Raw genomic sequence first — 26,177 nt, 5'->3', positions numbered from 1 at the left:
CATCCTCCTGTCCGGATTCGATCGAAATGTGTACAATCTGTATACACATTGCATGACGAAGCGGCAAGCAAGGGTGAGGCCGCCGTCGACAGGCTGGCAACGCGGGCCCTATAAGGTCGGGAGCAGCGAGGGGGACGGCGGGTGGCGAAGGACGGGCAGCGGAAAGAGGCGGGCGAGACGGCGCATCGGCGCGGCTTCGGCGTCTCGGCCGTCTATGACGCGCTGAAGCGCGACATCCTCGACATGGCGCTCGCGCCCGGCGACCCGCTCGACGAGGTCGGCCTCTCGGCCCGCTTCGGCCTGTCGCGCACGCCGGTGCGCGAGGCGCTGGTGAAGCTGGTGGCGGAGGGGCTGGCGACGACGCTGCCGAACCGCAACACCATCGTCTCGATCATCGACTATGCCGGATTGCCGGATTATCTCGACGCGCTGATGCTGATGTACCGAGTGACAGCGCGGCTGGCGGCGGAACGGCGGAGCGACGCCGATCTCGCGGCGCTCAGGGCCTGCCAGAACGATTTCGTCGCCGCGGTTTCCGCCTCCGACGCCATCGGCATGATCGAGACCAACCGCGCCTTCCACCTCGCCATCGCGATCGCCGGCGGCAACCGCTACTACACGGATCTCTTCGCCCGCCTCCTCAACGAGGGCACGCGACTGCTCCGGCTTTATTACCTCACCTACGAGGATCACCTGCCGCAGGAATTCGTCGACGAGCACGAGGCGCTGATCGCCGCCATCGCGGCCGGCGACCGCGACCGCGCCGAGACGCTCGGCCGCGACCACGCGGCGCAGATCGTCTGCCAGATCCAGAGTTTTCTGGCCCCGACGACGGGCGTCGAGATCGGGCTGTAGGGGGCGTTTCGCCGTCCGCGGGTATTTGCTCCGCCCCCTCACCTCTCCCATGGGGAGAGGTCGGAGCGAAGCTCCGGGTGAGGGGGTAGGGAACCATCCGGATAGGGCTGAACCCCTCACCCGCCGGCCTTCGGCCGTCGACCTCTCCCCATGGGAGAGGTGAAGGAAGGCCGCCCCTTCGCGGCACGACCACGAAAACAAAACCCCAAAACAAAAAAAGGCCGGCCACCCATCGGGCGGCCGGCCTCTTGTCTCAAATCGCGTTCGATCAGGCCGGGACGCCGGCCTCGAGGCGCTTGGCGATCAGCGTGCGCAGCGCGCGCAGGTCCTTGGCGAACAGGCGGATGCCTTCCGAGAGCTTCTCGGTCGCCATCTGGTCCTCGTTCATCGCCCAGCGGAAGCTCTTCTCGTCGGCAGAGATGGCGGCGATCTTCTCGCCGGTGTTGGCCGGGTCGAGCTTGCGCACAAGCGTGCCGTTGTCGGCGGCGAGCTTCTCGAGCAGGGCCGGCGCAATGGTCAGGCGGTCACAGCCGGCCAGAGCCTCGATCTCGCCGGTCGAGCGGAAGGAGGCGCCCATGACGACGGTCTCGATGCCGTGCTGCTTGTAGTAGCTGTAGATCTGGCGGACCGAGAGGACACCCGGATCCTCTTCCGGCTCGAACGTCTTGCCGGAAGCCTTGACGTGCCAGTCGAGGATGCGGCCGACGAAGGGCGAGATCAGGAACACGCCGGCCTCGGCGCAGGCGACCGCCTGGGCGAGCGAGAACAGCAGCGTCAGGTTGCAGTCGATGCCTTCCTTCTGGAGGATCGCGGCGGCGCGGATGCCCTCCCAGGTCGAGGCGAGCTTGACGAGGATCTTTTCGCGCGGGACGCCGAGGGCGTCATAGGCGGCGATGATGTCGCGCGCACGCTTTACCGAGCCTTCCACGTCGAAGGAGAGGTCGGCGTCGACTTCGGTCGAGATGCGGCCGGGGACGAGCTTCGACATCTCGGCGCCGAAGGCGACGGCGAGGCGGTCGGCGACATGCGCCGCGACGGCGTCCTGCGTGCCGCCCTGCTTGCGGCCCCAGGCGATCGCGCTCTCGATGACGTCCTGGTAGGCCGGCAGCTCGGCTGCCTTCAGGACGAGCGACGGGTTGGTCGTGCAATCGACCGGGCGATAGGTCTTGATGGCCTCGAGATCGCCGGTGTCGGCAACGACAACGGTCATGGCTTTAAGCTGATCAAGTTTCGAGGTCATAGGACACTCCTCCAATCTGACGGCTACGCGTTCGCGCTTGTACTGGGCACGCTTCTACCTGGCATATGAGCATCCCGGACGACAAATGGAAGCGCGAAATTATCTTCGCGAACCGAATGCTGGGGTGCAATTCGCCCGGTAGCGCCCTCCGGCATTGCATTCCGCAACGGGAGTGGCGACGCTGACCGTTCGATGGCCGCCCAATGGCCGCATTGCCCCAAGGTTCCCATCAATGTCGAAACATTCCCTTGCCGGTTCCTGGACACTCTCGAACGATGATTTGGATGCATTGGGGGCCATTCAGGTTCCCGGCGACGTGCATTCCGCCCTCGTCGCCCTCGGCCGGATTCCGAGCCCCTATGCCGCCATGCACGAGGCCGAGATCCAGTGGGTCGGCGAGAGCACCTGGGAGATCCGGCGCCATTTCGAGATCGGCGCCCCGGCGCTCGCCGGCCGCTGGGCCGTGCTGGAGCTCGAATTCGTCGATACCTTCGCCGAGGTGTTCCTGAACGACGCGCCGATCGCGACGCTCGGCTCCTGCTTCCTGCGCCATCGCATCGACGTCACCGAGGCGCTGAAGCCGGGCACGAACGAGATCCGCATCCGCTTTGCGCCGGCCGGGGCCGAGGCGATCGCGCGGGCGAAGAAGCAGCCCTTCCCGATCCCCTGGAGCGTCTCGAACAACCGAGTTCCCGACCTCAACATGATTCGCAAGCCGCAATGCCATGGCGGCTGGGACTGGGGCCCCTGCCTGATGGTGGCGGGCATCTACGCCGAGCCGGTGCTGCGCTTCTACGAGGCGGCGCGGCTCGAGGCGGTGCAGATCCGCCAGCGTCACCATGCCGACGGCACGGTGACCGCGATCGCGGCGATCGAACTCGCCGCCAAGGCGGACGGGACGTTCCCCGTGACGTTCGAGCTCGCCGGCAAGACGGCGACGGCGACCGTCAAGGTCTCGGCCGAGCATGGCGGCAAGGCGGAGATCCCGCTCGAAATCGGCACGCCGGATCTCTGGTGGCCGGCCGGCCATGGCAAGCAGCCGCTCTACGACGCCGTCGTCACCATCCCCGGCGACAGCGTCCGCCGCCGCGTCGGTTTTCGCACGCTGGAGGTGGTGACCGAGAAGGACGAGGTCGGCGCCTCGATGTTCTTCCGCGTCAACGGCGTCGACATCTTCGCCAAGGGCGCCAACTGGATTCCGGCCGACGCGCTGCCCGCCGCGATCACGAAGGGCCGCATCGAGGCGCTGCTCTCCGCTGCCGTCGAAGCCAACATGAACATGATTCGCGTCTGGGGCGGCGGCTTCTACGAGTTCGACGCCTTCTATGACGCCTGCGACCGGCTCGGCCTGCTGGTCTGGCAGGACATGATGTTCTCCTGCTCGCAATATCCCTCGACGCCGGACTTTTTGGCCGAGATCGACGCGGAACTGCGCTACCAGATCCAGCGCCTCTCCAGCCGCCCGTCGATCGCGCTCTGGTGCGGCGACAACGAGGTGATCGGCTCGCTCAACTGGTTCGAGATCTCGCGCAACAACCGCGACCGCTACCTCGTCAACTACGACCGCTTCAACCGCGTCATCGACAAGGCGGTGCAGGACACCGATCCCGACCGGCGCTTCTGGCCGTCGAGCCCTTGCAATGGCGACATGGACTATGGTGACGCCTGGCATGACGACCGCTCGGGCGATCTGCATTTCTGGGACGTCTGGCACTCGAACAAGAATTTCGAGCACTACTACACGGTGAAGCCGCGCTTCTGCTCGGAGTTCGGCTTCCAGTCCTTCCCGTCGATGACCGGCATCCGCGCCTTCGCCGAGCCGGAGAGCTGGAACGCCACCTCTCCCGTCATGGAGTTCCACCAGCGCGACGGCGCCGGCAATTCGCGCATTCTCGACACGATGGCGCGCTATTTCCGCGTGCCGTCCGGCTTCGAGAGCTTCGTCTACCTGTCGCAATTGCAGCAGGCGCTGGCGATCGAGACGGCGGTCCGCTACTGGCGCAGCCTGAAGCCCCATTCGATGGGCGCGCTCTACTGGCAGTTGAACGACGTCTGGCCGTCAATCTCCTGGTCGTCGATCGACCATTCGCTCGCCTGGAAGACGCTGCATTATCACGCCAAGCGCTTCTTCGCGCCCGTCGCACTCGCCGCCCGCCTCGACGACGGCGAACTGATCGTCCGCGCGATAAACGACCGGCACCGCGAGGTGTCGCTCGCGACGCGGCTGCGGAGCTTCCAGCTCGACGGCACGCTGATCGACGAACGGCACGCGAAGGGCCATGTGCCGCCCGACCGCGCCGTCGAAATCACAACGATCGCCGCGCCCGCCGCGCAGGACCGCTTCTATGTTGTCGACGCGGAGGTCGACGGCGTCGCCGCGCCGGAGCGCCAGATCGTCGTCTTCCCGGACGTGCCGAAGCGGTTCGAGCTGCCCGCGGCGAAGGTCTCGGTGCGCGAGGACGGCCCCGGCCGCTTCACGCTTTCGAGCGACGCGCCCGCCTTTCATGTCCGTGCCGAGGCGGAGGGGATTCCCGGCCATTTCGACGATGCGAGCTTCCTGCTGCTGCCGGGCGAACCGCGCAGCGTCGCCTTCAAGCCGGAGGCAGGCCACCGCCCGCCGACGGCGGCGGACCTCACGATCCAGCACCTGCGCGGGACGTATCGGTAGGGCCGGGTTCCAGCGGAATGCGCTTCGTCACAAAAGAAAACGGCGCGGAAATCCGCGCCGTTCCAGCCTGAAATCAGGAAGCCTTTAGCGGTACCAGCCGCCCTGGATGAAGACCCAGCGGCCATTGCGCCAGACCCACTGCGGATCGCGGTGACGCCAGCCCGGACGGGACCGTTCCCAGCCGCCGCTGACCCAGACATAGCGGCCACGGCTCCACTGCCAGTGACCCGGCACCCAGACATAGCCGCGGCGCGGAGGCGGCCGGCGCTCCATGCGGGGCTGCGGCGGCCGGCCGTTCGGACCGGGTCCCGGCCCACCCCACGACTGCGCTTCGGCCTCGCCCGCGGCGATCGTCGCCAGCGGAGCGGCAGCGGCCGCGGCCAGCAGGCCCGTCAACAGAGAACGTCGAGAAAGCATAGTCATCCATCCCATCACTTTTGGACGCGGAAACGCACCCGGATACCACCCGCAACCGGTTTAACGCGCGAGCGCGGCCCTTCCGTCGCTCCGGATGCGAAAAAAATCAGAACTTGTAGCCGTTCTGGTCGAGGAACAGCTTCAGCCGTTCGGGGAACTTCAGAACCTTGAGATCCTTCTTGGGGCAGCTGTCGACATCCGGCCCGGTCAGGCAGGCCTCTTCGCCCTCGTCCGACTTCAGGTCCCAGTGCTTCTTCAGAGCCTGGAACGCCTGCTCGCCCTCGCCGGCGCGCACACTCTGCGCCACCCAGCCGGCCAGGAAGCCGGGCGACTTCCAGCGCTGGTCAGGATCGGCGCCGTCCTCGAGCTGCTTCAGCCATTCGCGATGCGCCTTGGCGAAACGCGGCTCGTTGGTCACGTCGACGACCTTGCCGTCGCGCACCGTCCGGATCACCAGCGGCGCGGCGCTGCAGGCATAGCAGTCGAAGGCGTAGAGGAAGCGGTTGTCGACCGTGGCGATCTCCGCCACGCCGTCATTGTCGAGGTCCTGCAGATAATCGCCGTCGCCGTCGAAGGCGCCGACGTCCACCGCGACCCAGCCCTTGGCTGTTTTCGTGGCCACGACGACCTCCGAGCAGCAATGCGCGCCGCCGGTATAATTGCTGAGATAGACTTCCTTGGTGTCGTTGGTCGGATCGATCTCGGCGATCGAGGCGCTCATGCCGGGCACCGACATGCCGGAAGCGGAGCCGACATGCTCCAGCACCATCTTGCCGTCGACGCTGACCTGGAACACCGGCACGTCGTCGTCCGGATCGATGTTGGGGCGGCGCTCCTGGAACACGCGCACCGAGATGGCGCCATCGGATACGGTCGCTTCCTTCGCGCCTTCGGCGAATTCCGTGGTCGGATAAGGCGAGACCTGGGTGACGTCGTCGTCGGGCTCCTCCTGCGCGAACACGGCGCCGATCGACACCGCCATCGCCGCCGCTGCCACCAGGCCGACGAGGCCCGACTTGCCGAATACAGATCCGCTGCGCACGCTCTTTATCCCTGGACTTGACCCCACCCAACGCAGTCTAGCGACACCGCCTTCCGCCGAACAGAAGTTGATGCCACCATCCCCGTTCCAATGACGCGCCCGATCCGGCGCGATCCGCCCGAACACCCGCCCATGCAAGGAATTCCTCATGTCCGACGTCGTCCCGCCCCGCACCGGCGGCCGCCTCCTCGTCGAGGCGCTGGAGTCGAATGGCGTCGAGCGCGTCTTCTGCGTGCCCGGCGAGAGCTTCCTGGCCGTTCTCGACGCGCTGCATGATTCGGCCATCCCCGTCACGGTCGCCCGCCACGAGGGCGGCGCGGCGATGATGGCGGATGCCTGGGGCAAGCTTTCCGGCCGCCCCGGCATCTGCTTCGTCACCCGCGGCCCCGGCGCCACCAACGCCGCCGCCGGCCTGCATGTCGCGATGCAGGATTCGACGCCGATGATCCTGTTCGTCGGCCAGGTCGGCCGCTCGATGCGCGAGCGCGAGGCGTTCCAGGAGATCGACTACCGGCGGATGTTCGGCGACGTCGTCAAATGGGTGGCCGAGATCGATCAGGCGGCGCGGATCCCGGAATTCCTATCCCGCGCCTTCCATGTCGCGACCTCGGGCCGCCCCGGCCCGGTGGTGCTGGCGCTGCCGGAGGACATGCTGCGCGAGACCGCCGCCGTCGCCACGGTCGGCGCGTCCGAGCCGATCGAGACCTATCCGGGCCTGACCCAGACGGCGCAGTTGCAGAAGCTGCTCTGGAAGGCGGAGCGGCCGTTGCTGGTGCTCGGCGGTTCGCGCTGGAGCGACCCGGCGATCGCGTCGATGCAGCGCTTCGCCGAGCGCTTCGACCTGCCGGTCGGCGTCTCGCTGCGCCGGCAGGGGCTGTTCGACCACGAGCACCCGAACTTCGCCGGCGAGGTCGGCATCGCGATCAACCCGGCGCTGGCAAAGCGGGTCAAGGAGGCGGATCTCCTGATCCTCGTCGGCGGCCGGATGAGCGAGATGCCCTCCTCCGGCTACACGCTGCTCGACATTCCCGAGCCCCGGCAGACGCTGGTGCATGTGCATGGCGGTTCGGAGGAGCTCGGCCGCGTCTATCGCCCGGCGCTCGCCATCAACGCGACGCCGAACGGTTTTGCCGCGCAGCTCGAGGCCGTGCATCCGCCGGCGACGATCCGCTGGAGCGGCGAGACCCGCGCCGCCAACGCCGCCTATCGCGACTGGTCGGACCCGAAACCGCGCAATGTCGGCGGCGTCGAGATGGGCGCGGTGATGCGGACGCTGCGGGACGCGTTGCCCAAGGATGCCGTCCTCACCAACGGCGCCGGCAACTACGCCAACTGGGTGCATCGCTATCATCGCTTCCGGGGTCCGAAGACCCAGCTCGCGCCGACCTCCGGCTCGATGGGCTACGGCCTGCCGGCGGCGGTCGCGGCCAAGCTGCGCTTTGCCGAGCGCACCGTCGTTGCCTTCGCCGGCGACGGCTGCTTCCAGATGACGGGGCAGGAATTCGGCACGGCGGTGCAGGAGGGCGCGGCGATCCTCGTCGTCGTCGTCGACAATGGCATGTACGGCACGATCCGCGCACATCAGGAGCGCAACTATCCCGACCGCATCGAGGCGACGAAGCTCACCAATCCGGACTTCGCGGCGCTCGCCCGCGCCTATGGCGGCCATGGCGAGACGGTGGATCGAACGGAAGATTTTGGCCCTGCCTTCGAGCGGGCGCTGTCGAGCGGCAAGCCGGCGATCCTGCACCTGAAGGTCGACCCAGAGGCCATCTCGCCCTCGGCGACGATCGCCGAGATCCGGGGGAAGAGGTTGAAGGAGTAGGATCAGTCTGCGCCGATCCGCTTCGAGCGTAACTCCCGGCGAACGCGGATGAATGGATCCCTGCTTTCGCAGGGATGACGGCTGAGCGTGGTCGTTCGGGGAGGGAACGAAAGGGGCGCAGGTGCGCCGCCGACAGACCCTTGCAGCTACTCCGTCGTCATCCATCCCGCTCCGTCATCCCTGCGAAAGCAGGGATCCATACAGCCGCGAAATTGGGCGCCGATCCGCAGCAGCCCTGTCCGGCAACCGGATCCCGGGTCAAGCCCGCGATGACGCCGGAGGCAGGGCCGAGGGATGGCGTCCTAAAACAAACTCTCCTGTGTCGGCGGCTTTGGCTTGGCGGCGCGTTTCGGGCGCGGTTCGGCGGCGCCGCCGGCGGCGATGGCGCCGATCTTGCCGTCCTGGAACTCGATTGTCAGCGCCTCGCCGCTCGAAACCTGCGCCGCCGCGCGGACCGTCTTGCCCTCGGCATCCGTCACCAGCGCGAAGCCGCGCGCCAGCACGCTGCGATAGGAGAGCGTCTCGGCCAGCCGCCAGGCGCGGTCGAGACGGTCGCGGTTCCGCTCGACGATGCGGATGAACGCGCGGCCGCCACGGCCGTCGATATCGGCGATCTGCACCGCGCCGCGCGCAACACGCTGCGACAGCGGCTCGATGCGGAGACGGCCTGCGATGCGGGCGAAAAGCGCGCGCTTGCGCTCGGCATGCACCTCCAGCGCCCGTCCCTGCCGTTCGCCGAGCGCGGCGAGCCGGTCGCGGGCCCGAACGGTCAGCCGGTCGAGCGAGGCGGGCGACAGGCGGCCGGCGGTCCGCTCCAGCTTGCCGCGATGCGCCAGCGTGTTGGCGCCGAGCGCGCGGCCGATGCGGGCCGCGAGCTCGTCGAAGGAGCGGCGCGGAATGGCGAGCAGGTCGTCGAGGCGCGGCAGGGCGCGGGCGGCGGCGCGGAGCTCGCGCCGGCGTCCCTCGACCAGGCGCAGCATGGCGCCGTCGAGCCGGCGGCCGAGATCGCTCACCGCGCCGAGCAGCTCCGAGCGCACCGGCACGGCCATTTCGGCAGCACCCGTCGGCGTCGGGGCGCGGAGATCGGCGGCGAAATCGATCAGCGTCGTGTCGGTCTCGTGGCCAACGGCGGAGATCAGCGGGATCGACGAGGCGGCCGCCGCGCGCACCACGATCTCCTCGTTGAAGCCCCAGAGATCCTCCAGGCTGCCGCCGCCGCGCGCGACGATCAGCACGTCGGGACGCGGAATGGCGGCGCCAACGGGCAACGCGTTGAAGCCGGCAATCGCCACCGCCACTTCCGCCGCCGAGGTCTCGCCCTGCACGCGCACCGGCCAGACCAGCACGCGAACAGGGAAGCGGTCGTCGAGGCGATGCAGGATGTCGCGGATGACAGCGCCGGTCGGCGAGGTGACGACGCCGATCACGCGGGGCAGGTAAGGGATCGGCCGCTTGCGCGCGCTGTCGAACAGGCCCTCGGCCGCGAGCTTGCGCCGGCGCTCCTCGAGCAGCGCCATCAGCGCGCCGACGCCGGCCGGTTCCAGCGACTCGATGACGATCTGATATTTTGACGAGCCCGGGAAGGTAGTCAGCTTGCCGGTGGCGATGACCTCCATGCCCTCTTCCGGGCGGAAGCGCAGCTTGCCGAAATTGCCCTTCCAGATCACCGCCTCGATCTTGGCGCGGTCGTCCTTCAGCGCGAAATAGGCATGGCCCGAGGAATGCGGCCCGCGATAGCCCGAGATTTCGCCGCGCACGCGGACGAAGCCGAACGCGTCCTCGACCGTGCGCTTCAGCGCCATCGAGATTTCGGAGACGGAATATTCGCCGGCGTTGTGGACGGGATCGGTCAAGTCGGTCGCGGCCCTTCTTCATGCCGCCGAGACGTGCCGACGGTATCTGCCGGTCCTGAATGCCCCCGCCGCCCGCCCCGGTCAAGCCGGCAGCCGCGCCACCTTGCGGCGCGGCCGGGCTCCGCGCTATCGAAGCGCATGTCGCGCTATGATTTCACCACCCAACGCCTGTTCATCGATGCCCCGCTCCACGCGGGCGCCCGCATCGTCATGGACAAGGGCCAGACCAACTATCTCGTCAACGTCCTCCGCATGCGCGAGGGTGACCCGGTGTTGATTTTCAACGGGCGTGATGGAGAGTGGCGGGCGACGCTCGCCGAGGCCGGCCGCAAGGGCGCCGTGCTGACCGCCGACGCGCTGGCGCGCGAGCAGACGCCGCCCTCGACGCTCCACTACCTGTTCGCGCCGATCAAGCAGGCGCGGCTCGACTACATGGTGCAGAAGGCGGTCGAGATGGGCGCCGGGCTGATCCGGCCGGTGATCACCCGCCGCACCCAGGTGACGCGCCTGAACGACGACCGCCTCGTCGCCAACGCGATCGAGGCGGCGGAGCAATGCGGCGTGCTGTCGATCCCCGAGATCGCGCCGGCTGAGCCACTCGCCGCCCTGCTTGCCCGCTGGCCGAAGGACGAGCCCGAGCGGCGCATCATCTTCTGCGACGAGGACGAGACCGGCGCCGATCCGGTGTCGATCCTGCGCACGCTGCCGAAGGGCCCGCTCGCCGTGCTGATCGGCCCCGAGGGCGGCTTCTCGCCGGAGGAGCGCGAGACGCTGCACGCCCTCCCCTTCGTCACGGCGATCCCGCTCGGGCCGCGCATCCTGCGCGCCGATACCGCGGCCGTCGCCGCGCTGGCGCTGGTCCAGGCGGTCGCCGGCGACTGGATCGAGAGCTAGCCCGGACGAACCAGCCGGGACTTGTCTGTATATTTTCGGATAGACCGCTCACGAAATCGTGACTAGCACGGTCGGCGACAGTCCAGAGCAATGACGGCGTTTTCCGGCAAGAGGAAAGCCTGGGCCGGATAGACTAATTCCACCTTAGAATCAGTCTAACTTTGAGCAAAATGCGGTTCATCTGGTTGACCTCACTTCGCGATGATGGGATGGAGCCAGCGCCGGTCGCCGATACACGATGGCGGCCAGGGTTCCGCCCCCTCAATGAACGGAGTTCACTATGCTGAGCCTGACCCGCCTGATCCAGGGCGCCGCCGCCGCTGCGCTGCTTGCGACGACCACGCTTTCCGCCCAAGCGGCCGGCGAAGTGCAAGCCTCCGGCGAGGTGAACGTCTACACGACCCGCGAACCGGGCCTGATCCAGCCGCTGCTCGACAGCTTCAGCAAAGAGACCGGCATCAAGGCCAATGTGATCTTCGTCAAGGAAGGCCTCGCCGAGCGCGTCGCCACCGAAGGCGCCAATTCGCCGGCCGACCTGCTTTCCGTCGTCGATTTCGGCAATCTGATCGAGCTTGCCGATCGCGGCCTGACCCAGCCGATCCAGTCGGCCGTGCTGGAAGAGGCGATCCCCGCCAATCTGCGCGACGCCGACGGCCAGTGGTTCGGCCTGTCGATGCGCGCCCGCGTCATCTACGCCTCGAAGGACCGCGTCACCGACGAGACGCTGACCTATGAGGACCTCGCCGATCCGCGCTTCAAGGGCAAGGTCTGCATCCGCTCGGGCCAGCACCCCTACAACACCTCGCTGATCGCGGCCGTGATCGCCAAGGACGGCCCGGCAGCGGCCAAGGAATGGCTCGGCGGCGTCAAGGAAAACCTCGCCCGCAAGGCCGGCGGCGGCGACCGCGACGTGGCGCGCGACATCCTCGCCAATCTCTGCGACATCGGCGTCGCCAATTCCTACTATGTCGGCCTGATGCGCTCCGGCAAGGGCGGCCCCGAGCAGGTCGAATGGGGCAACGCCATCCGCGTCATCCTGCCAACCTTCAAGGACAAGGCGGGCACGCATGTGAACGTTTCGGGCGCAGCCGTCGCCAAGAACGCCCCGAACAAGGAGAACGCCATCAAGCTGCTGGAATTCCTCGCCTCCGAGCCGGCCCAGGAAATCTACGCCAAGGCGAACTTCGAATATCCGGTCCGCGCCGGCGTCGCCGCCGACCCGATCATCGCCGAGCTCGGCACGCTGACGGTCGATCCGCTGCCGCTGACCTCGGTCGCCAAGGAGCGCAAGCAGGCGAGCGAGCTGGTCGACGTCGTCGGTTTCGACGGCTGATCGGCCGCATGCCGCATCCGGCAGGCTCATCGCCCGTCCTCGCATGCCCCGGATCCTCCGGGGCATGACCGCTTCCGCGATTGCGCGCCGCGCGACACGGCGTCCCGCCCGCTCCGACCGGCTTTGGCTGGTCGGCGGCGGCCTCGTGGCGCTCGTCGCGCTGGCGCCGATCTTCGGCCTCGTCTTCTTCGCCGCGCGCGGCTCCGGCACGCTCTGGCCGCACCTGATCGCCAATGTGCTGCCGGTCGCGGCGCGGACCACGGCGCTTCTGCTCGCGGGCGTCGGCATCCTCGTCACCGTCATCGGCATCGGCACGGCCTGGCTGGTGACGGCCTACCGCTTCCCCGGCCGCCGCCTGTTCGAATGGGCGCTGCTGCTGCCGCTGTCGGTGCCGAGCTACGTCATGGCCTATGCCTATCTCGACGTGGTGCACCCGGTCGGGCCGCTGCAGACGGGCCTGCGCAACCTCTTCGGCATCACCGATCCGCGCGGCCTGCCCTTTCCCGACATACGCTCGCTCGGCGGCGCGATCCTGCTGCTCGGCTTCATCCTCTACCCCTATGTCTACCTGCCGGTGCGGGCGCTGTTCGTCATGCAGTCGGCCTCGATGCTGGAGGCGTCGCGGACGCTGGGCGCCAGCCGCTTCCGCGCCTTCCGCACCGTGGCGCTGCCGCTGGCGCGCCCGGCGGTCGCCGTCGGCGTCAGCCTGGCGCTGATGGAGGCGCTGAACGACATCGGCGCCTCGGAATTCCTCGGCGTGCGCACGCTGACCGTCGCGATCTACACCACCTGGGTGACGCGCTCGTCGATCGAGGGAGCCGCGCAGATCGCCCTGGTCATGCTGGCCATCGTCTTCGCGTTGGTGGTGATCGAGCGGCTCGGGCGGCGCGGCATGAATTATTCGGGCCCGCGCGGCAACAAGCCGGCCATGCCGCAGCCGCTCACCGGCCTAGCTGGTTTTTCGGCCACGCTGGCCTGCGCGGCGCCAATCCTGTTCGGTTTCGTCGTGCCGGCGAGCTATCTCGTCGTCTCGGCCTGGCGGCGGGTCAAGCTCGGCGGCCTGCCGGCGGAGCTCTGGATCTGGACCGGCAACAGCCTGCTCTTCGCCGCCATCGCCGCGATCCTCACCGTCGCCATCGGCCTGTTCCTCGCAACCGCCGGCCGCATGTCGCGGCGAAAGACGCTGCACGGCCTGATCCGCCTCTCCGGCATCGGCTACGCCATTCCGGGCACGGTGCTCGCCGTCGGCCTGCTGGTGCCGATCGCCGGCCTCGACAACTGGATCGCCGAGTTGGTGAAGGGCATCTGGGGCCGCTCGCCGGGCCTGATCCTGATGAGTTCCGGCGCGGCGCTGATCCTCGCCTATTGCCTGCGCTTCATGGCGATCTCGATCGGCGGCATCGAGGCGGGCTTCACGCGCATCTCGCCCTCGATCGACATGGCGGCGCACAGCCTCGGCGCCGGCCCCGCCCGGCTGATGGGCGGCATCCACGTGCCGCTGCTGTCGCCGGCGCTCGCCGCCGCCGGCCTGCTCGTCTTCGTCGACTGCATGAAGGAACTGCCGGCAACGCTGCTGCTGCGGCCGTTCAACTTCGAGACGCTCGCCACTTACGTCTATGGCGAGGCGGCGCGCGGCACCTATGAGGACGGCGCGATCGCCGCGCTCGTCATCGTCGTCATCGGCATGCTGCCGGTAGCCCTGCTCGCCCGCGCCGGGATGCGGGATCGGCGGCGGCCGGTGGTGGGCTGACGAAGAAGGAAGACCCTCACCCAACCCTCTCCCGCAAGCGGGCGAGGGCTTTTTGGCCGGCGGATCGTCAAGGCCGAGTTCAAGTTTTCAGGATAAGCACAGCGATCGAGCGCGCCCCCTCTCCCGCCCGCGGGAGAGGGTCAGGGTGAGGGTCTTTCTTTCCTCTAGACCGCCAGCTCGGGGCGATCGCGGAAGAGCGCCAGCGCCTCGGGGTTGGCGAGGGCCTCCTGGTTCTTCACCGGGCGGCCATGCACGATCTCGCGCACGGCGAGCTCGACGATCTTGCCGGACTTGGTGCGCGGGATGTCGGCGACGGCGAGGATCTTCGCCGGGACGTGGCGCGGCGAGGCCCCGCTGCGGATGCGGTCGCGGATCGTCTTCTCGAGCGCCGCGTCGAGGATGGCGCCGTCGCGCAGCCGCACGAACAGCACGACGCGGACGTCATTGTCAAAATCCTGGCCGATCGCCAGCGCCTCCAGCACTTCGGGGATCGGTTCGACCTGGTTGTAGATCTCGGCCGTGCCGATGCGCACGCCGCCCGGATTGAGCGTCGCGTCGGAGCGGCCATGGATGATCAGGCCGCCATGCGTGGTCCATTCGGCGAAGTCGCCATGGCACCAGACATTGGCGAAGCGGTCGAAATAGGCGGCGTGATAGCGGCTGCCGTCGGCATCGTTCCAGAAGCCGATCGGCATCGAGGGAAAGGCGAGACGGCAGACCAGCTCGCCCTTGCCCTCGGTAATCGGCTTGCCGTCCTCGTCCCAGACGTCGACGGCGAGGCCGAGGCCCGGCCCCTGGATCTCGCCCTTCCAGACCGGCTTGCCGGGAATGCCGAGCACGAAGCAGGAGACGATGTCGGTACCGCCCGAGATCGAGGCCAAATGGATGTCGCGCTTGATGCCTTCATAGACGAAGGAGAAGCTCTCCGGCGCCAGCGGCGAGCCGGTCGAGGTCATCATCTGGAGCGACGACAAATCGTGCGTCTCGATCGGCCGGAGCCCTGCCTTGTGCACGGCGTCGAGGAACTTGGCCGAGGTGCCGAGCATCGTCATCCGCTCGGCGTCGGCATAGTCGAACAGGATGTTGCCATTGGGATGGAAGGGCGAGCCGTCATAGAGCAGCAGCGTCGCGCCGGTGGCGAGGCCGGAGGCGAGCCAGTTCCACATCATCCAGCCGCAGGTGGTGAAATAGAACAGCCGGTCGTTCTCGCCGATGCCGCAATGGAGATGGATCTCCTTGATGTGCTGCAGCAGCGTGCCGCCGGCCGAGTGCACGATGCATTTCGGCACGCCGGTCGTGCCGGATGAGAACATCACATAGAGCGGCGCGGCGAAGGGCATCGGCGTGAAGGCGACCGGCTTCGCGGCGAACGGTGCGACGAAATCCTCCAGCGCGACGCCATGCGGGAGCTTCGCGGCGGTGGCGGCGGCGGTGCCGATATAGGGCACGATCACCGTCGCCCGGACCGTGGGCAGGCTTGGGACGATCTCGGCGAGCTTGGGCGAGATGTCGATCGTCTTGCCCGCGTAGTAATAGCCGTCACAGGCGATGAACACGGTCGGCTCGATCTGGCCGAAACGATCGAGCACGCCGCGCGGGCCGAAATCCGGCGAGCAGGACGACCAGACCGCGCCGATCGAGGCGGTCGCCAGCATGGCAGCGATCGTCTCCGGCATGTTCGGCATCATGGCGGCGACGCGGTCGCCGGGCTTGACGCCGGCGGCGACGAGCGCCTGCTGCAGCTTTGAGACCAGCGCGTGAAGATCGTCCCAGGAGAGCCGGCGCTTCACCCGCTCCTCGCCCCAGAACACCAGCGCGTCGCCTGCGCCCGTCTTCTTCAGCAGGTTTTCCGCGAAATTCAGCGTCGCGTCGGGGAAGAAGCGCGCGCCCGGCATAAGGTTGCCGTCGACGAGCCGCCGCTCGCCCTTGTCGCCGACGACGCCACCAAAGTCCCAGACCAGATCCCAGAACCCGGCGCGATCCTCGATCGACCAGCGATGCAGCGCGTCATGGTCGGGCAAGGCGCGCCCGGACCGCTCCGCGGCGCGCTCCCGGAACCGCGTCATCGGATGCGCCGCCATGCGGGCCGCCGACGGCGTCCAGAGGGGCTGGTCGATGACTTCGTCGGCGGTCTCGGGCGTCATGGCGGCAACGGTCCTCCCCAGAATGGTTGCAGTGCGGCAAAAAATGCGTCGACAGCCCATGGATATCCGCAGCAAATCCCCGAGTCACGCTCGAAACCGCACCGGCGCGGCAGAGAAAAGCCTTGCGAAATCGCGGATTTCTGCCTATCGGGAAGCCGGTTGGCCGTAACAGCTTCCGAAACGTCAGGGGCAGTCGTCACCGGGTCCTATGAAAAAAATCCTGCTAGCCATCCTGACGATTCTGGTCATTTGCGTCGGCTTCGTGCTGATCGCGCCCAAGCTCGTCACCATCGAGGCGGTTCGCCGCTCCATCACGCGCGAAGTCGCGGGCTGGAGCGGGAAGACGCTGACCTTCGAAGGAACGCCGACCGTTTCCTTCCGGCCCTATCCGGTCGTCACGTTCCAGAAGGTGCGGATCGGCTCGGGACAGGATGCGCAGCCGCTCGTCGTGATGGATTCGCTGAGGGCGGAGCTCGGCCTGCTGCCGCTCTTCATCGGTCATGTCCGGCCGTCGGCGCTGGAGCTCGAGAAGCCGGTCTTCCGTTTCGCCGTCGACGCCAAGGGCACGCCGAACTGGACCCTGCCGCGCTCCCTGCTCGGCGAGTCCGAGCTCGGCCGGCTGATCATCCGCGCGGGCACCATCCACTACGTCGCCGCCGACCGGCCGGAAGTGGTGCTTTCCCGCGTCAACGCAGACCTGAACTGGCCGGATCCGAGCACGACGGCGAGCGTCAAGGGCAGCGCGACCTGGCAGGAAGAGACCTTCGATTTCAACGGTTCGGTCGGCGCGCCGCTCGACCTCGTCGCCGGCAACCGCTCGACATTGCGCTTCGCCGTCGCCTCGACGCCGCTGCGCGCTTCGTTCAACGGCACGGTTCGCAACCTGATCCAGCCCGAGGGCGAGGGACAGCTGACGGTGACGACGCCGTCGATCCGCCGCCTCGCCGGCCTGTTCGACATGCCGATGGAAGAGGGCTCGACGCTCGGCAGCGCCTCGATCGAATCGCAGGCGAGCCTCGCGCTCAACACGCTGACCTTCGCCGACGCCAAGATCAGCGTCGACGGCAATGACGGCGAGGGCGTGCTGTCGATCGGCTTCGCCAAGGCGCGTCCGGCGGTCCAGGGCACGCTCGCCTTCGAGAGCCTCGATCTTTCCGCCTATGCCGAGGCGCTGGCCAGCGCCGTGTCGGCGGCACGCGCCGCGCCCGACCAGCCCTTCCCGGTCAGCGCGCTCAACGAGGGCGACGTCGATCTCCGCGTCTCGGCCTCGCAGGTGCTGCTCGGCAGCGCCCGGCTCGGCCGCACGGCGGCCTCGGCGACGATCCGCGACGACCGGCTGACGCTATCGGTCGGCGAGGCGCAGCTCTATGGCGGCCGCCTGTCGGCCAGCCTTTCCGCCTCGCTCAAGGATGAAGCCGCGTCGACCTCGCTGCAGGGCCGCGTCGACGGCCTGCCGGTCCGCGCCGCGCTCTCCGACCTCTTCGGCATCAGCCACATCGACGGCACCGGCAGCGGCACGGTCAATCTCTCGGCGCACGGCACCAGCTGGAACGGCCTGATGGCGTCGCTTTCCGGCGGCGGGCGCGCGACGATCAGCGACGGCACGTTCGATGGCGTGAACATCGGCGCACTGTCGCAGAAGATCACCGCCGACGGCATCATCAGCGGCAATCTCCTCGGCGGTTCCACCAAGTTCACGCAGGCCGACGGCAGCTTTACCGTCGACGCGGACCGGGTCACCGCCTCGTCGATCGTGGTGAAGGGCAGTGGCTACACCATCGACCTCTCGGGCGAAGCGCCGCTGCAGGTCCCGACGATCAGCGCGCGCGGCGATCTCGCCATCGAGCGCAGCACCGGCGCAGCGAGCACGTCGATCAACGTGCCCTTCGTGATCGGCGGCAGCTGGGACCATCCGACCCTGGTGCCCGACTTCAGCGGCATCGCCCGCCGGAGCGGCAGCAGCGACAGCCTCGTGCCGTCTCCCCTGCCCGACTGATCGCTTCCCAAGCGGCGGACGGCGGCGGAGCCGTCACACCATCCGGCGGATCGTCTTCTTGCGCCAGACGAACTGGTAGTAGCTCGCCTGCAGGGCCAGCATGACGATGTAGGCGATCGGATAGGCCGCCCAGACGCCGTTGATGCCGTAGATGCCCGACAGTCCGTACGCCACCGGCACCTCGACGAGGACGATCGCCACGATCGAGATCAGGGTCGGCACCAGAACCGTACCGCTCGCCCGCATGACGCCGGCGAGCACGCTCGACATGCCGAAGAGGATGTAGCCCCAGAGCACGATGTGCAGCAGCGTCTGCGCCAGCTCGATCACCGGCTCCGAGGTGATGAAGAAGCCGATCAGCGTGCGCGAGAACAGGTAGCAGAGCGCGATCAGGCTGCCGGTGATGATCAGGGTCAGCTGAAGGCCGGTCTTGGTGATGACGCCCAGCGTCTCGACCCGGCCGGCGCCGATCGCCTGCGCGCCCAGGATCGACACGGTGATGGCGACCGAGATCGCCGGGAACTGCACGTAGTTGATCACCATGTTGACGGTGCCATAGGCGGCGGTCGCGTCCGAGCCGAAGGAATTGACCAGCGCCAGCACGGCGATCTCCGCCAGCGAAACGAGGACGAGCTGGACGCCGGACGGAATGCCGATCTTCAGGACATTGCGCAGCAGCTTCCAGTCGATGCGGAGATGCCGGATCAGCACGGCATCCGGCGCCAGCGGATGGTTGCGTCGCCGCATGTGCACGGCGAGCCAGGCGAGCGCCACCAGGAAGGAGAAGATCGAGGCATAGGCGCCGCTGACGACGCCGAGCTTCGGCAGGCCGAACCAGCCGCGGATCAGCGCCGGCGTGACGAGAAGTCCCGTCGCGGTCGAGATCGCCAGCGCATAGAGCGGCGTCACCGTATCGCCGACGCCGCGCATCATCGACGTCATCAGCAGGAAGACGAACAGGCCCGGCATGGCGATCAGCATGATGCGGGCATAGGCCGTCGCATCCGGCAGGATGTCGGCCGGCGTGCCGACGAATTTCAGCACCGGCGCGGTGAAGGCGCCGCCAAACACCGCCACCAGCGCGCCGAAGAGCATCGACACCGTCAGCACGGTGCCGGCGACGGCCTTCACCGTCTCCAGCTTCTGCGCGCCATAGGCCTGGCCGATCAGCACCGAGGCGCCGGCGCCCAGGCCGATGGTGAAGGAGATGAACAGGAACAGGATCGGGAAGAAGGCGGCGACGGAAGCGAGCGCGCCGACGCCGATCATCTGGCCGAGATAGATGTTGTTGAGCGTGCCCGACAGCGCCTGCAGCACGTTGCTGAGGATCATCGGCCCCAGGAAGACGAGGAACGCCCTCCACAGCGGCGGCAGCGACATTTCAATCTCCGAGGGGATCAGGCGGTTTCGAAGGCGGGGCCGGCGAGCTTTTCGGTGTGATCCCTGACGTCAACCGGCCAGGCCTCGATCAGTTGCCCGAAACGGGCCCGATCGCCGGCGAAAAGCGCGCGCGTCGCGTCCTCGTAATGCGGCAGGTTGCCGGCCATCGCCGTCATGAAGAGCAGCGTCGCCTCGCGCGCCTGGCGCATGCGATCGATCCCCTCCGAGGCGCGCCGCGCCTCGTCGACCAGCCGCCGCAGCGTCACCGAGGCGCCGCCTGGCTGAGCCGTCAGCCACGCCCAGTGGCGCGGCAGCAGCGTGACCTCGCGCGCGACGACGCCGAGCTTCGGCCGGCCCGGGCCGCGCGCCGGCGCCACGGCCTCGGCCGCCTCGCCGGGTTCGGCCGGCGGCTGGTTCAGCCGCTCCAGGACTTCCTCGGGCGAGCCGCGAAAATCGACCTCGATCGGCCGGCTGGTCTCGTCGTCGAACAGCAGGACGGGCTCGCCGCCCTGCTCCATCGCGGCCTTGCTCTTCAGCGCGACCTCCGGCAGGACGCCGGAGGCAATCCGCGTCAGGCCCTGGAAGGCCGTGCAATAGATGGTCCTGGCCACGCTCATCGTGATGTCCTCTGTCGCAGAGGCCTTAAATTACCCGGATAGAATATTTTCGTCAATAATACCCGGGTAAATTATCCGTGATGGTTGGAGCCGCTTTAGCCGAGTTGCAGCGCCAGCCGCTCCGCCCGCTGGCGTTCGACCTCTCGCCTTTTGGTGACGACTGACGCGATGATGACGCCCGTCGCGACGATGGCGATCAGGATCGAGCAGATGGCGTTGATCTCCGGCGTCACGCCGAGCCGGACCTGGCTGTAGATCTTCATCGGCAGCGTCGTGGCGCCCGGCCCCGTCGTGAAGCTCGAAATCACCAGATCGTCGAGCGACAGCGTGAAGGCCAGCATCCAGCCCGCCACCACCGCCGGCAGGATCAAGGGCAGCGTGATGGTGAAGAAGGTCCGGAACGGCGGGCAGCCGAGATCCAGCGCCGCCTCCTCCAGGCTGCGGTCGAAGGTGACCAGGCGCGACTGCACGACGACGGCGACGAAGCACATCGAAAACGTGATGTGCGCCAGCGTCAGGGTCCAGAACCCGCGGGCAAAACCGATGGCGACGAAGAGCAGCAGCATGGCGAGGCCGGTGATGACCTCGGGCATGACGAGCGGCGCATATACCATGCCGGAGAACAGCGTGCCGCCCGGAAAGCGGCCGAAGCGCACCAGCGCGATCGCCGCCAGCGTGCCGAGGACGGTGGCGATCGTCGCTGACAGCAACGCGACGCGAATGGTCACCCAGGCGGCGTCGAGCAGGCCCTGATTGCTGAGCAGCGACACGTACCACTTCGTCGAGAAGCCGCCCCAGACCGTCACCAGCTTGGAGGCGTTGAACGAATAGATCACCAGAAGGACGATCGGCAGATAGAGGAAGGCGAAGCCGAGCGTGATCGAGGTGACGTTGAACCAGGAAGCGCCGCGTCTCATCGCGCCCCTCCCCGCGGGAGGGCCACGAAACCGCGCGAGGCAAAGGCAAACCGGGCAAGCGAATGTGTCAGCATGGGCCTACTCCGTCGCTTTCTTCTGCGCGTTCTGGAACAGCATGATCGGGATCACCAGGATGGCCAGCAGCACGACGGCGACCGCCGAGGAGACCGGCCAGTCGCGATTCGAGAAGAACTCGGCCCACAGCGTCTTGCCGATCATCAGCGTGTCGGAGCCGCCGAGCAGGTCCGGGATGACGAACTCGCCGACCGCCGGGATGAAGACGAGAAAGCAGCCGGCGATAACGCCGGGGATCGACAGCGGGAAGGTGATCTTCCAGAACGCCTGGATCGGCGGGCAGCCGAGGTCGGCGGCCGCCTCGAGCAGCGTCTCGTCGAGCTTCTCCAGCGTCGCGTAGAGCGGCAGGATCATGAAGGGCAGATAGGAGTAGACGATGCCGATATAGACGGCGAGCGTCGACGGCAGGATGTTGAGCGGCTCGCTGATGACGCCGAGGCTGAGCAGCAGCTGGTTGAGCAGCCCTTCCGGCTTCAGGATGCCGATCCAGGCATAGACGCGGATCAGGAACGAGGTCCAGAACGGAAGGATGACCAGCATCAAGAGCGTCGTCCGCCACTCCTTGCGGGCGCGCGCCATGCCATAGGCGATCGGATAGCCGATCAGGAGGATCAGGAAGGTCGAGACCAGCGCGATCTGCAGGCTCGACAGATAGGATTTCCAGTAGAGCGCGTCCTCGGTCAGGAAGACGTAATTGTCGAAGCTGAATTCCCGGATCTGCTCCCAGAGCGCGCCAAGGCCGGAGGTGAAGTCCAGCGCCGGCGTATAGGGCGGCATGGAGATCGCCGTCGTCGACAGCGAGATCTTCACCACGATCAGGAACGGCGCCAGGAAGAGCACGATCAGCCAGAGATAGGGGATCGCGACGACCAGCCAGCGCAGGCGGGACGGTCCGGTATTGCGGTTGGTCGTGGCCATCATCTACCTCGTCAGCACGACGCCGCCGTCCCGCGACCAGGTCAGCCAGACCTTGTCGTCCCAGGTGATCGGCCGCTCGACGAGACGGGTGGTGTTGGTGATGGTTGCCTTGACCGTGGCGCCGGTGGCGAGCCGCACGTGATAGATCGAGACGTCGCCAAGATAGGCGATGTCCCAGACCTCGCCGGTGACGGCGTTGACGCCCGGATCGGCCGGCGGCGTCAGCGAGATCGCGACCTTTTCGGGCCGGACCGCGAACCAGGCCGTGGTGCCGGGGCTGGCGGTGATGTCCTGGCTGACCTGGACTCTTGCGCCGGTGCCGACGCAGTCGAGCGTCGCGACGCCGTCCTCGGCCGCGCCAATGGTGCCCTCGAGCAGGTTGATGTCGCCGATGAAGTCGGCGACATAGCGCGAATTCGGCTGTTCGTAGATCTCGGCCGGCGTGGCGATCTGGACGATCTGGCCCTGATCCATCACGGCGATGCGGTCGGCGACCGTCATCGCCTCTTCCTGGTCGTGCGTGACGATGACGAAGGTCATGCCGAGCTTCATCTGCAGGTCGATCAGCTCGAACTGCGTCTCTTCGCGCAGCTTCTTGTCGAGCGCGCCGAGCGGCTCGTCGAGCAGCAGCACCTTCGGCTTCTTGGCGAGCGAGCGGGCGAGCGCGACGCGCTGCCGCTGGCCGCCCGAAAGCTGATGCGGCTTGCGCTTGGCGAATTTCTCGAGCTTGACCAGCGCCAGCATCTCCTCGACGCGGGCGGCGATCTCCGGCTTCGGCATGCCGTCCTGCTTCAGGCCGAAGGCGATGTTGTCCCAGACGCTCATATGCGGGAACAGCGCATAGGACTGGAACATCATGTTGGTCGGGCGCCGATAGGGCGGCACGCCGACGAGGTCCTGCCCGTCGAGCATGACATGGCCGCTGGTCGGCTCCTCGAAGCCGGCGATCATGCGCATCAGCGTGGTCTTGCCGCAGCCCGATGGGCCGAGCAGGGCGAAGAACTCGCGCTCGTAGATGTTCAGCGAGAGATCGTCGACGGCGGTGAAGTCGCCGAACGTCTTGGTGACGTTCTGGAACTGGATGAAGGGCTTGGCGGCCGGATCGTTCCAGGGCGCGAAGGCCCTGCGGATCGGTCCAAGCGATTTGCCCGCCGTAAGCGACTTACCTGCCATGAAGCCTCTACCCCCGCCTTCGATACCCGTCGTGAAGAGGCCCGGTACTAGACCGGGCCTCCTTTGTCCATCAGATCAGGTGCCGCTCTTGATCTTCGTCCAGAGTCGCGTCACGACCCGCTGAACCTTCGGATCGTTCGGGGTCGTCGTATAGAGCTTCTTCATGACGTCCGGAGTGGGATAGATCGTCGGATCGTTCAGGATCGCCTTGTCGATGAATGCCTGCGAATCCTTGTTGCCATTGGCGTAGGAGACGTAGTCGGTCGCCTTGGCGATGACTTCCGGGCGCTGGATGTAGTTGATGAAGGCGAGCGCCGCCTCCGGGTTCGGGGCGTCCTTCGGGATCGCCATCGAATCCATCCAGAGCAGCGCGCCTTCCTTCGGGATGGCGTAGCCGACTTCGACGTTGTTCTTGGCTTCGGTAGCGCGCGTGCGCGCCTGGATCACGTCGCCCGAATAGCCGAAGGCCAGGCAGATGTCGCCATTGGCGAGCGCCTGGATGTATTCCGACGAATGGAACTTCCGGATATAGGGGCGGACCTTGTCGATCAGCTCGCCCGCCTTGGCGATCTCGTCCGGGTTCTTCGAATCCGGCGGCAGGCCGAGATAGTTCAACGCGGCCGGGATCACGTCGTCCGGCGAATCCAGCATATAGACGCCGCAATCCTTGAACTTCGACACGACTTCCGGCTTGAAGAACATGTCCATCGAGTCGACCGGCGCGTCCGGCATGGCCGCCTTGATCTTCTCGACATTGTAGCCGATGCCGGTGGTGCCCCACATGTAGTTCACGGCGATCTCGTTGCCGGGATCGTAGGTGGCGAGGCGGGTCGTGATCTCGTCCCACATGTGGGAGAGGTTCGGGACCTTCGACTTGTCGAGCTTCTGGAACACGCCGACGTCGATCATGCGCTTCAGATTGCGGTCGGTCGGCACGACGATGTCGTAGCCCGAGCCGCCGGCCAGCATCTTCGTCTCCAGGATTTCCATGGAATCGTAGACGTCATAGACGACCTTGATCCCGGTCTCCTTGGTGAAATCGTCGATGATCGACGTGTCGATATAGTCAGACCAGTTGAAGATATGGAGCTCCTTGTCAGCGGCCAGGGCACCGCTGGAGGCTCCGAACGCCAGCATCGCGGAAATCGCGACGCCGCTGAAGGCATGCTTGATCATGTCTAACCCCTAGATGGACTCGCGCCTCTCAGGCGCGGCTGCCACAAACCCATACTAAGATTCAGACGTTAGAAGGCTTTTTCAGCTACCTCAACCGTTTATCGCGTCCGTTCGCAAGGACCTGAAGCCGCACGGCAACCGTACAAGTTGACTTCGCTTCAGCGGTGACGACACTCCAAAGAAATTCCCGTCAGAGCCGAGGAGAAATCGTGGCAAAACGGAAGAAGGGCGTGAGGACGGCCGACGGCAGCGTCCGGGGCGTCAAATCGCTGGACGAGGCCCGCGACTGGCTGAAAGCCCGCGGCATCGAGGACATCGAATGCGTCGTCCCCGACCAGGCCGGCGTCGCCCGCGGCAAGATGATGCCGGTGCAGAAATTCCTCGCCGGGCCGACCATGTCGATGCCGGGCTCGATCCTGACCCAGACCATCACCGGCGATTATCCCGACGATGACGACCGCTTCCAGAGCGACGCCGCCGACCAGGACGTCATGTTCGAGCCGGACCTGTCGACGCTCTGCGTCGTGCCGTGGGAGACCGATCCGACGGCGCAGGTGATCCACGACGCCTACCATCGCGACGCCCGCTCGGTCGAAACCGCGCCGCGCCAGGTGCTGCGCCGGGTGATCGAGCTCTATGCGCATCAGGGCTGGCAGCCGGTCGTGGCGCCGGAGCTCGAATTCTATCTCGTCAAGCCGAACACCGATCCCGACTACCAGCTCGAGCCGCCCACCGGCCGCTCCGGCCGGCCGGAAGCGGCGCGGCAGTCCTACTCGATCGCGGCGATCAACGAGTTCGACGACCTGTTCGACGACATCTACGACTTCTCCGAGCAGCAGGGCCTCGAGATCGACACGCTGATCCACGAGGAAGGCGCGGCGCAGATGGAGATCAACCTGCTGCACGGCGACCCGCTCGCGCTCGCCGACCAGGTGTTCCTGTTCAAGCGCACCATCCGCGAGGCGGCGCTCCGGCACGACATGTACGCCACCTTCATGGCGAAGCCGATGTCGCGCGAGCCGGGCTCGGCCATGCACATCCACCAGTCAGTCATCGACATGACGACCGGCAAGAACATCTTCTCCGACGAGGACGGCGATCCGACCTCGAAGTTCTTCGCCTTCATCGGCGGCTCGCAGAAATACCTGCCGGCCGTGCTCTGCATGCTGGCGCCCTATGTGAATTCCTATCGCCGGCTGGTGCGCTCGTCCTCTGCGCCGGTCAACACGCAATGGGGCTATGACAACCGCACAGTGGGCCTGCGCGTGCCGAATTCCAATCCGGCCGGCCGGCGACTGGAAAACCGCCTGCCCTCCTCCGACGCCAACCCCTACCTCGCCATCGCCGCGTCGCTCGCCTGCGGCTATCTCGGCCTGATGGAAGGGCTGAAGGTCGGCGACCCGGTTTCGGGCTCGGCCAATTCCGACGAGATCGACCTGCCGCGCGGGCTGCTCGAAGCGGTGGCTCTGTTCGAGGAGCAGGAGGAGCTGGCCGAGATCTTCGGCGAGCGCTTCGTCGCCACCTATGGCGCGATCAAGCGGGCCGAATACGAGACCTTCATGCAGGTGATCAGCCCGTGGGAGCGCGAGTTCCTGCTGCTGAACGTCTAGCCCGGGATTGAGATAGCACGGGGAAATGCGGATCGGGCCATGCCGCCCTCCGCCGTCATCCCGGCGAAGGCCGGGATCCATACACACCGTCCTGTGGCCGATAGGCTGGGCCAAGCTTTCCTGGCCGGTGTTTATGGGCCCCGGCCTCCGCCGGGGCGACGGAGCCTTGCCCTTAGGCCATTGACCGCGTGCCGACATTCGGTGTTCTGCAAAGGCCTCCCTAGAGGCGAGAGCTAAAGAAGGCGGCGCTTCCAGCGCTGCCAGCGATATCGAGACGACCGCAACCGGACCTGC

General features: G+C 67.1%; 19 protein-coding genes. 8 read left to right on the top strand and 11 right to left on the bottom strand.

Annotated features, from left to right (window positions below):
• Window positions 1-141: 141 nt before the first annotated feature.
• Window positions 142-855: a GntR family transcriptional regulator gene (locus tag AC6HZP_RS04650; protein WP_497525584.1), complete on the top strand. Its 714-nt coding sequence runs from the start codon at window positions 142-144 to the stop codon at window positions 853-855.
• A gap of 268 nt (window positions 856-1,123) precedes the next feature.
• Here the strand turns inward: AC6HZP_RS04650 and tal are convergent, their stop codons facing one another.
• Window positions 1,124-2,095, bottom strand: a complete 972-nt coding sequence (tal, locus tag AC6HZP_RS04645) for a transaldolase (protein WP_201402469.1) — start codon at window positions 2,093-2,095, stop codon at window positions 1,124-1,126.
• 232 nt (window positions 2,096-2,327) lie between these two features.
• Between tal and AC6HZP_RS04640 the strand changes: the two genes are divergently transcribed.
• On the top strand, window positions 2,328-4,763 hold the full coding sequence (locus tag AC6HZP_RS04640; protein WP_497525583.1) for a beta-mannosidase: 2,436 nt from the start codon (window positions 2,328-2,330) through the stop codon (window positions 4,761-4,763).
• An 84-nt stretch (window positions 4,764-4,847) separates the two neighbouring features.
• Here AC6HZP_RS04640 and AC6HZP_RS04635 read toward each other — a convergent pair whose 3' ends face one another.
• Both AC6HZP_RS04635 and AC6HZP_RS04630 read right to left on the bottom strand, forming a co-directional pair.
• A complete protein-coding gene (locus tag AC6HZP_RS04635) occupies window positions 4,848-5,186 on the bottom strand; it encodes a hypothetical protein (RefSeq protein WP_497525582.1) in 339 nt (112 codons plus the stop codon).
• Window positions 5,187-5,286: 100 nt separating this feature from the next.
• The gene (locus tag AC6HZP_RS04630) at window positions 5,287-6,222 is read right to left on the bottom strand and encodes a hypothetical protein (protein WP_497525581.1); all 936 of its coding nucleotides are present in this window, start codon (window positions 6,220-6,222) and stop codon (window positions 5,287-5,289) included.
• Window positions 6,223-6,370: 148 nt separating this feature from the next.
• Here AC6HZP_RS04630 and AC6HZP_RS04625 point away from each other — a divergent pair, with 148 nt between their 5' ends.
• A complete protein-coding gene (locus AC6HZP_RS04625) occupies window positions 6,371-8,047 on the top strand; it encodes a thiamine pyrophosphate-binding protein (RefSeq protein ID WP_497525580.1) in 1,677 nt (558 codons plus the stop codon).
• Between the two features lie 302 nt (window positions 8,048-8,349).
• Here AC6HZP_RS04625 and xseA read toward each other — a convergent pair whose 3' ends face one another.
• Window positions 8,350-9,900 (bottom strand): exodeoxyribonuclease VII large subunit, encoded by a 1,551-nt coding sequence (gene xseA / locus AC6HZP_RS04620; RefSeq protein ID WP_497525579.1) that lies wholly within the window; start codon window positions 9,898-9,900, stop codon window positions 8,350-8,352.
• 138 nt (window positions 9,901-10,038) lie between these two features.
• Here xseA and AC6HZP_RS04615 point away from each other — a divergent pair, with 138 nt between their 5' ends.
• The 3 genes from AC6HZP_RS04615 to AC6HZP_RS04605 all read left to right on the top strand — a co-directional run bounded on the left by AC6HZP_RS04615 (window position 10,039) and on the right by AC6HZP_RS04605 (window position 13,877).
• Window positions 10,039-10,794 (top strand): 16S rRNA (uracil(1498)-N(3))-methyltransferase, encoded by a 756-nt coding sequence (locus tag AC6HZP_RS04615; protein ID WP_497525578.1) that lies wholly within the window; start codon window positions 10,039-10,041, stop codon window positions 10,792-10,794.
• A gap of 280 nt (window positions 10,795-11,074) precedes the next feature.
• A complete protein-coding gene (locus tag AC6HZP_RS04610; protein ID WP_497525577.1) occupies window positions 11,075-12,127 on the top strand; it encodes a Fe(3+) ABC transporter substrate-binding protein in 1,053 nt (350 codons plus the stop codon).
• Window positions 12,128-12,191: 64 nt separating this feature from the next.
• Complete coding sequence (locus tag AC6HZP_RS04605) at window positions 12,192-13,877, top strand: ABC transporter permease (protein ID WP_497525576.1); 1,686 nt, start codon at window positions 12,192-12,194, stop codon at window positions 13,875-13,877.
• Window positions 13,878-14,041: 164 nt separating this feature from the next.
• Here the strand turns inward: AC6HZP_RS04605 and AC6HZP_RS04600 are convergent, their stop codons facing one another.
• Window positions 14,042-16,021 carry an acetoacetate--CoA ligase gene (locus AC6HZP_RS04600; RefSeq protein WP_497525575.1) on the bottom strand — a complete coding sequence of 660 codons (1,980 nt, stop codon included), beginning with the start codon at window positions 16,019-16,021 and terminating at the stop codon, window positions 14,042-14,044.
• Between the two features lie 208 nt (window positions 16,022-16,229).
• Between AC6HZP_RS04600 and AC6HZP_RS04595 the strand changes: the two genes are divergently transcribed.
• Entirely contained in the window at window positions 16,230-18,017 is a 1,788-nt protein-coding gene (locus AC6HZP_RS04595) for an AsmA family protein (RefSeq protein WP_497525574.1), read from the top strand.
• Between the two features lie 33 nt (window positions 18,018-18,050).
• Here the strand turns inward: AC6HZP_RS04595 and AC6HZP_RS04590 are convergent, their stop codons facing one another.
• The 6 genes from AC6HZP_RS04590 to AC6HZP_RS04565 form a co-directional block, all read right to left on the bottom strand.
• The gene (locus AC6HZP_RS04590; RefSeq protein WP_497525573.1) at window positions 18,051-19,397 is read right to left on the bottom strand and encodes an MATE family efflux transporter; all 1,347 of its coding nucleotides are present in this window, start codon (window positions 19,395-19,397) and stop codon (window positions 18,051-18,053) included.
• Window positions 19,398-19,414: 17 nt separating this feature from the next.
• Window positions 19,415-20,014, bottom strand: coding sequence for a DUF2239 family protein (locus AC6HZP_RS04585; protein ID WP_201402457.1), 600 nt, complete (start codon window positions 20,012-20,014; stop codon window positions 19,415-19,417).
• A 95-nt stretch (window positions 20,015-20,109) separates the two neighbouring features.
• Complete coding sequence (locus tag AC6HZP_RS04580; RefSeq protein ID WP_201402456.1) at window positions 20,110-20,931, bottom strand: ABC transporter permease; 822 nt, start codon at window positions 20,929-20,931, stop codon at window positions 20,110-20,112.
• Between the two features lie 78 nt (window positions 20,932-21,009).
• A complete protein-coding gene (locus AC6HZP_RS04575) occupies window positions 21,010-21,927 on the bottom strand; it encodes an ABC transporter permease subunit (RefSeq protein ID WP_497525572.1) in 918 nt (305 codons plus the stop codon).
• Window positions 21,928-23,097, bottom strand: a complete 1,170-nt coding sequence (locus AC6HZP_RS04570; RefSeq protein ID WP_497525571.1) for an ABC transporter ATP-binding protein — start codon at window positions 23,095-23,097, stop codon at window positions 21,928-21,930. It abuts the gene before it with no gap.
• A 75-nt stretch (window positions 23,098-23,172) separates the two neighbouring features.
• A complete protein-coding gene (locus AC6HZP_RS04565) occupies window positions 23,173-24,273 on the bottom strand; it encodes a polyamine ABC transporter substrate-binding protein (RefSeq protein WP_371812858.1) in 1,101 nt (366 codons plus the stop codon).
• Window positions 24,274-24,482: 209 nt separating this feature from the next.
• On the opposite strand from AC6HZP_RS04565, the gene AC6HZP_RS04560 reads away from it, so the two are divergent.
• Entirely contained in the window at window positions 24,483-25,883 is a 1,401-nt protein-coding gene (locus AC6HZP_RS04560) for a glutamine synthetase family protein (RefSeq protein WP_497525570.1), read from the top strand.
• Window positions 25,884-26,177 lie beyond the last annotated feature (294 nt).

It is taken from the genome of Kaistia sp. SLG-1, from assembly GCF_059699055.1.
Note: the sequence above shows the minus strand (reverse complement) of the source record. Positions and strands in the feature narration are given on the sequence as shown.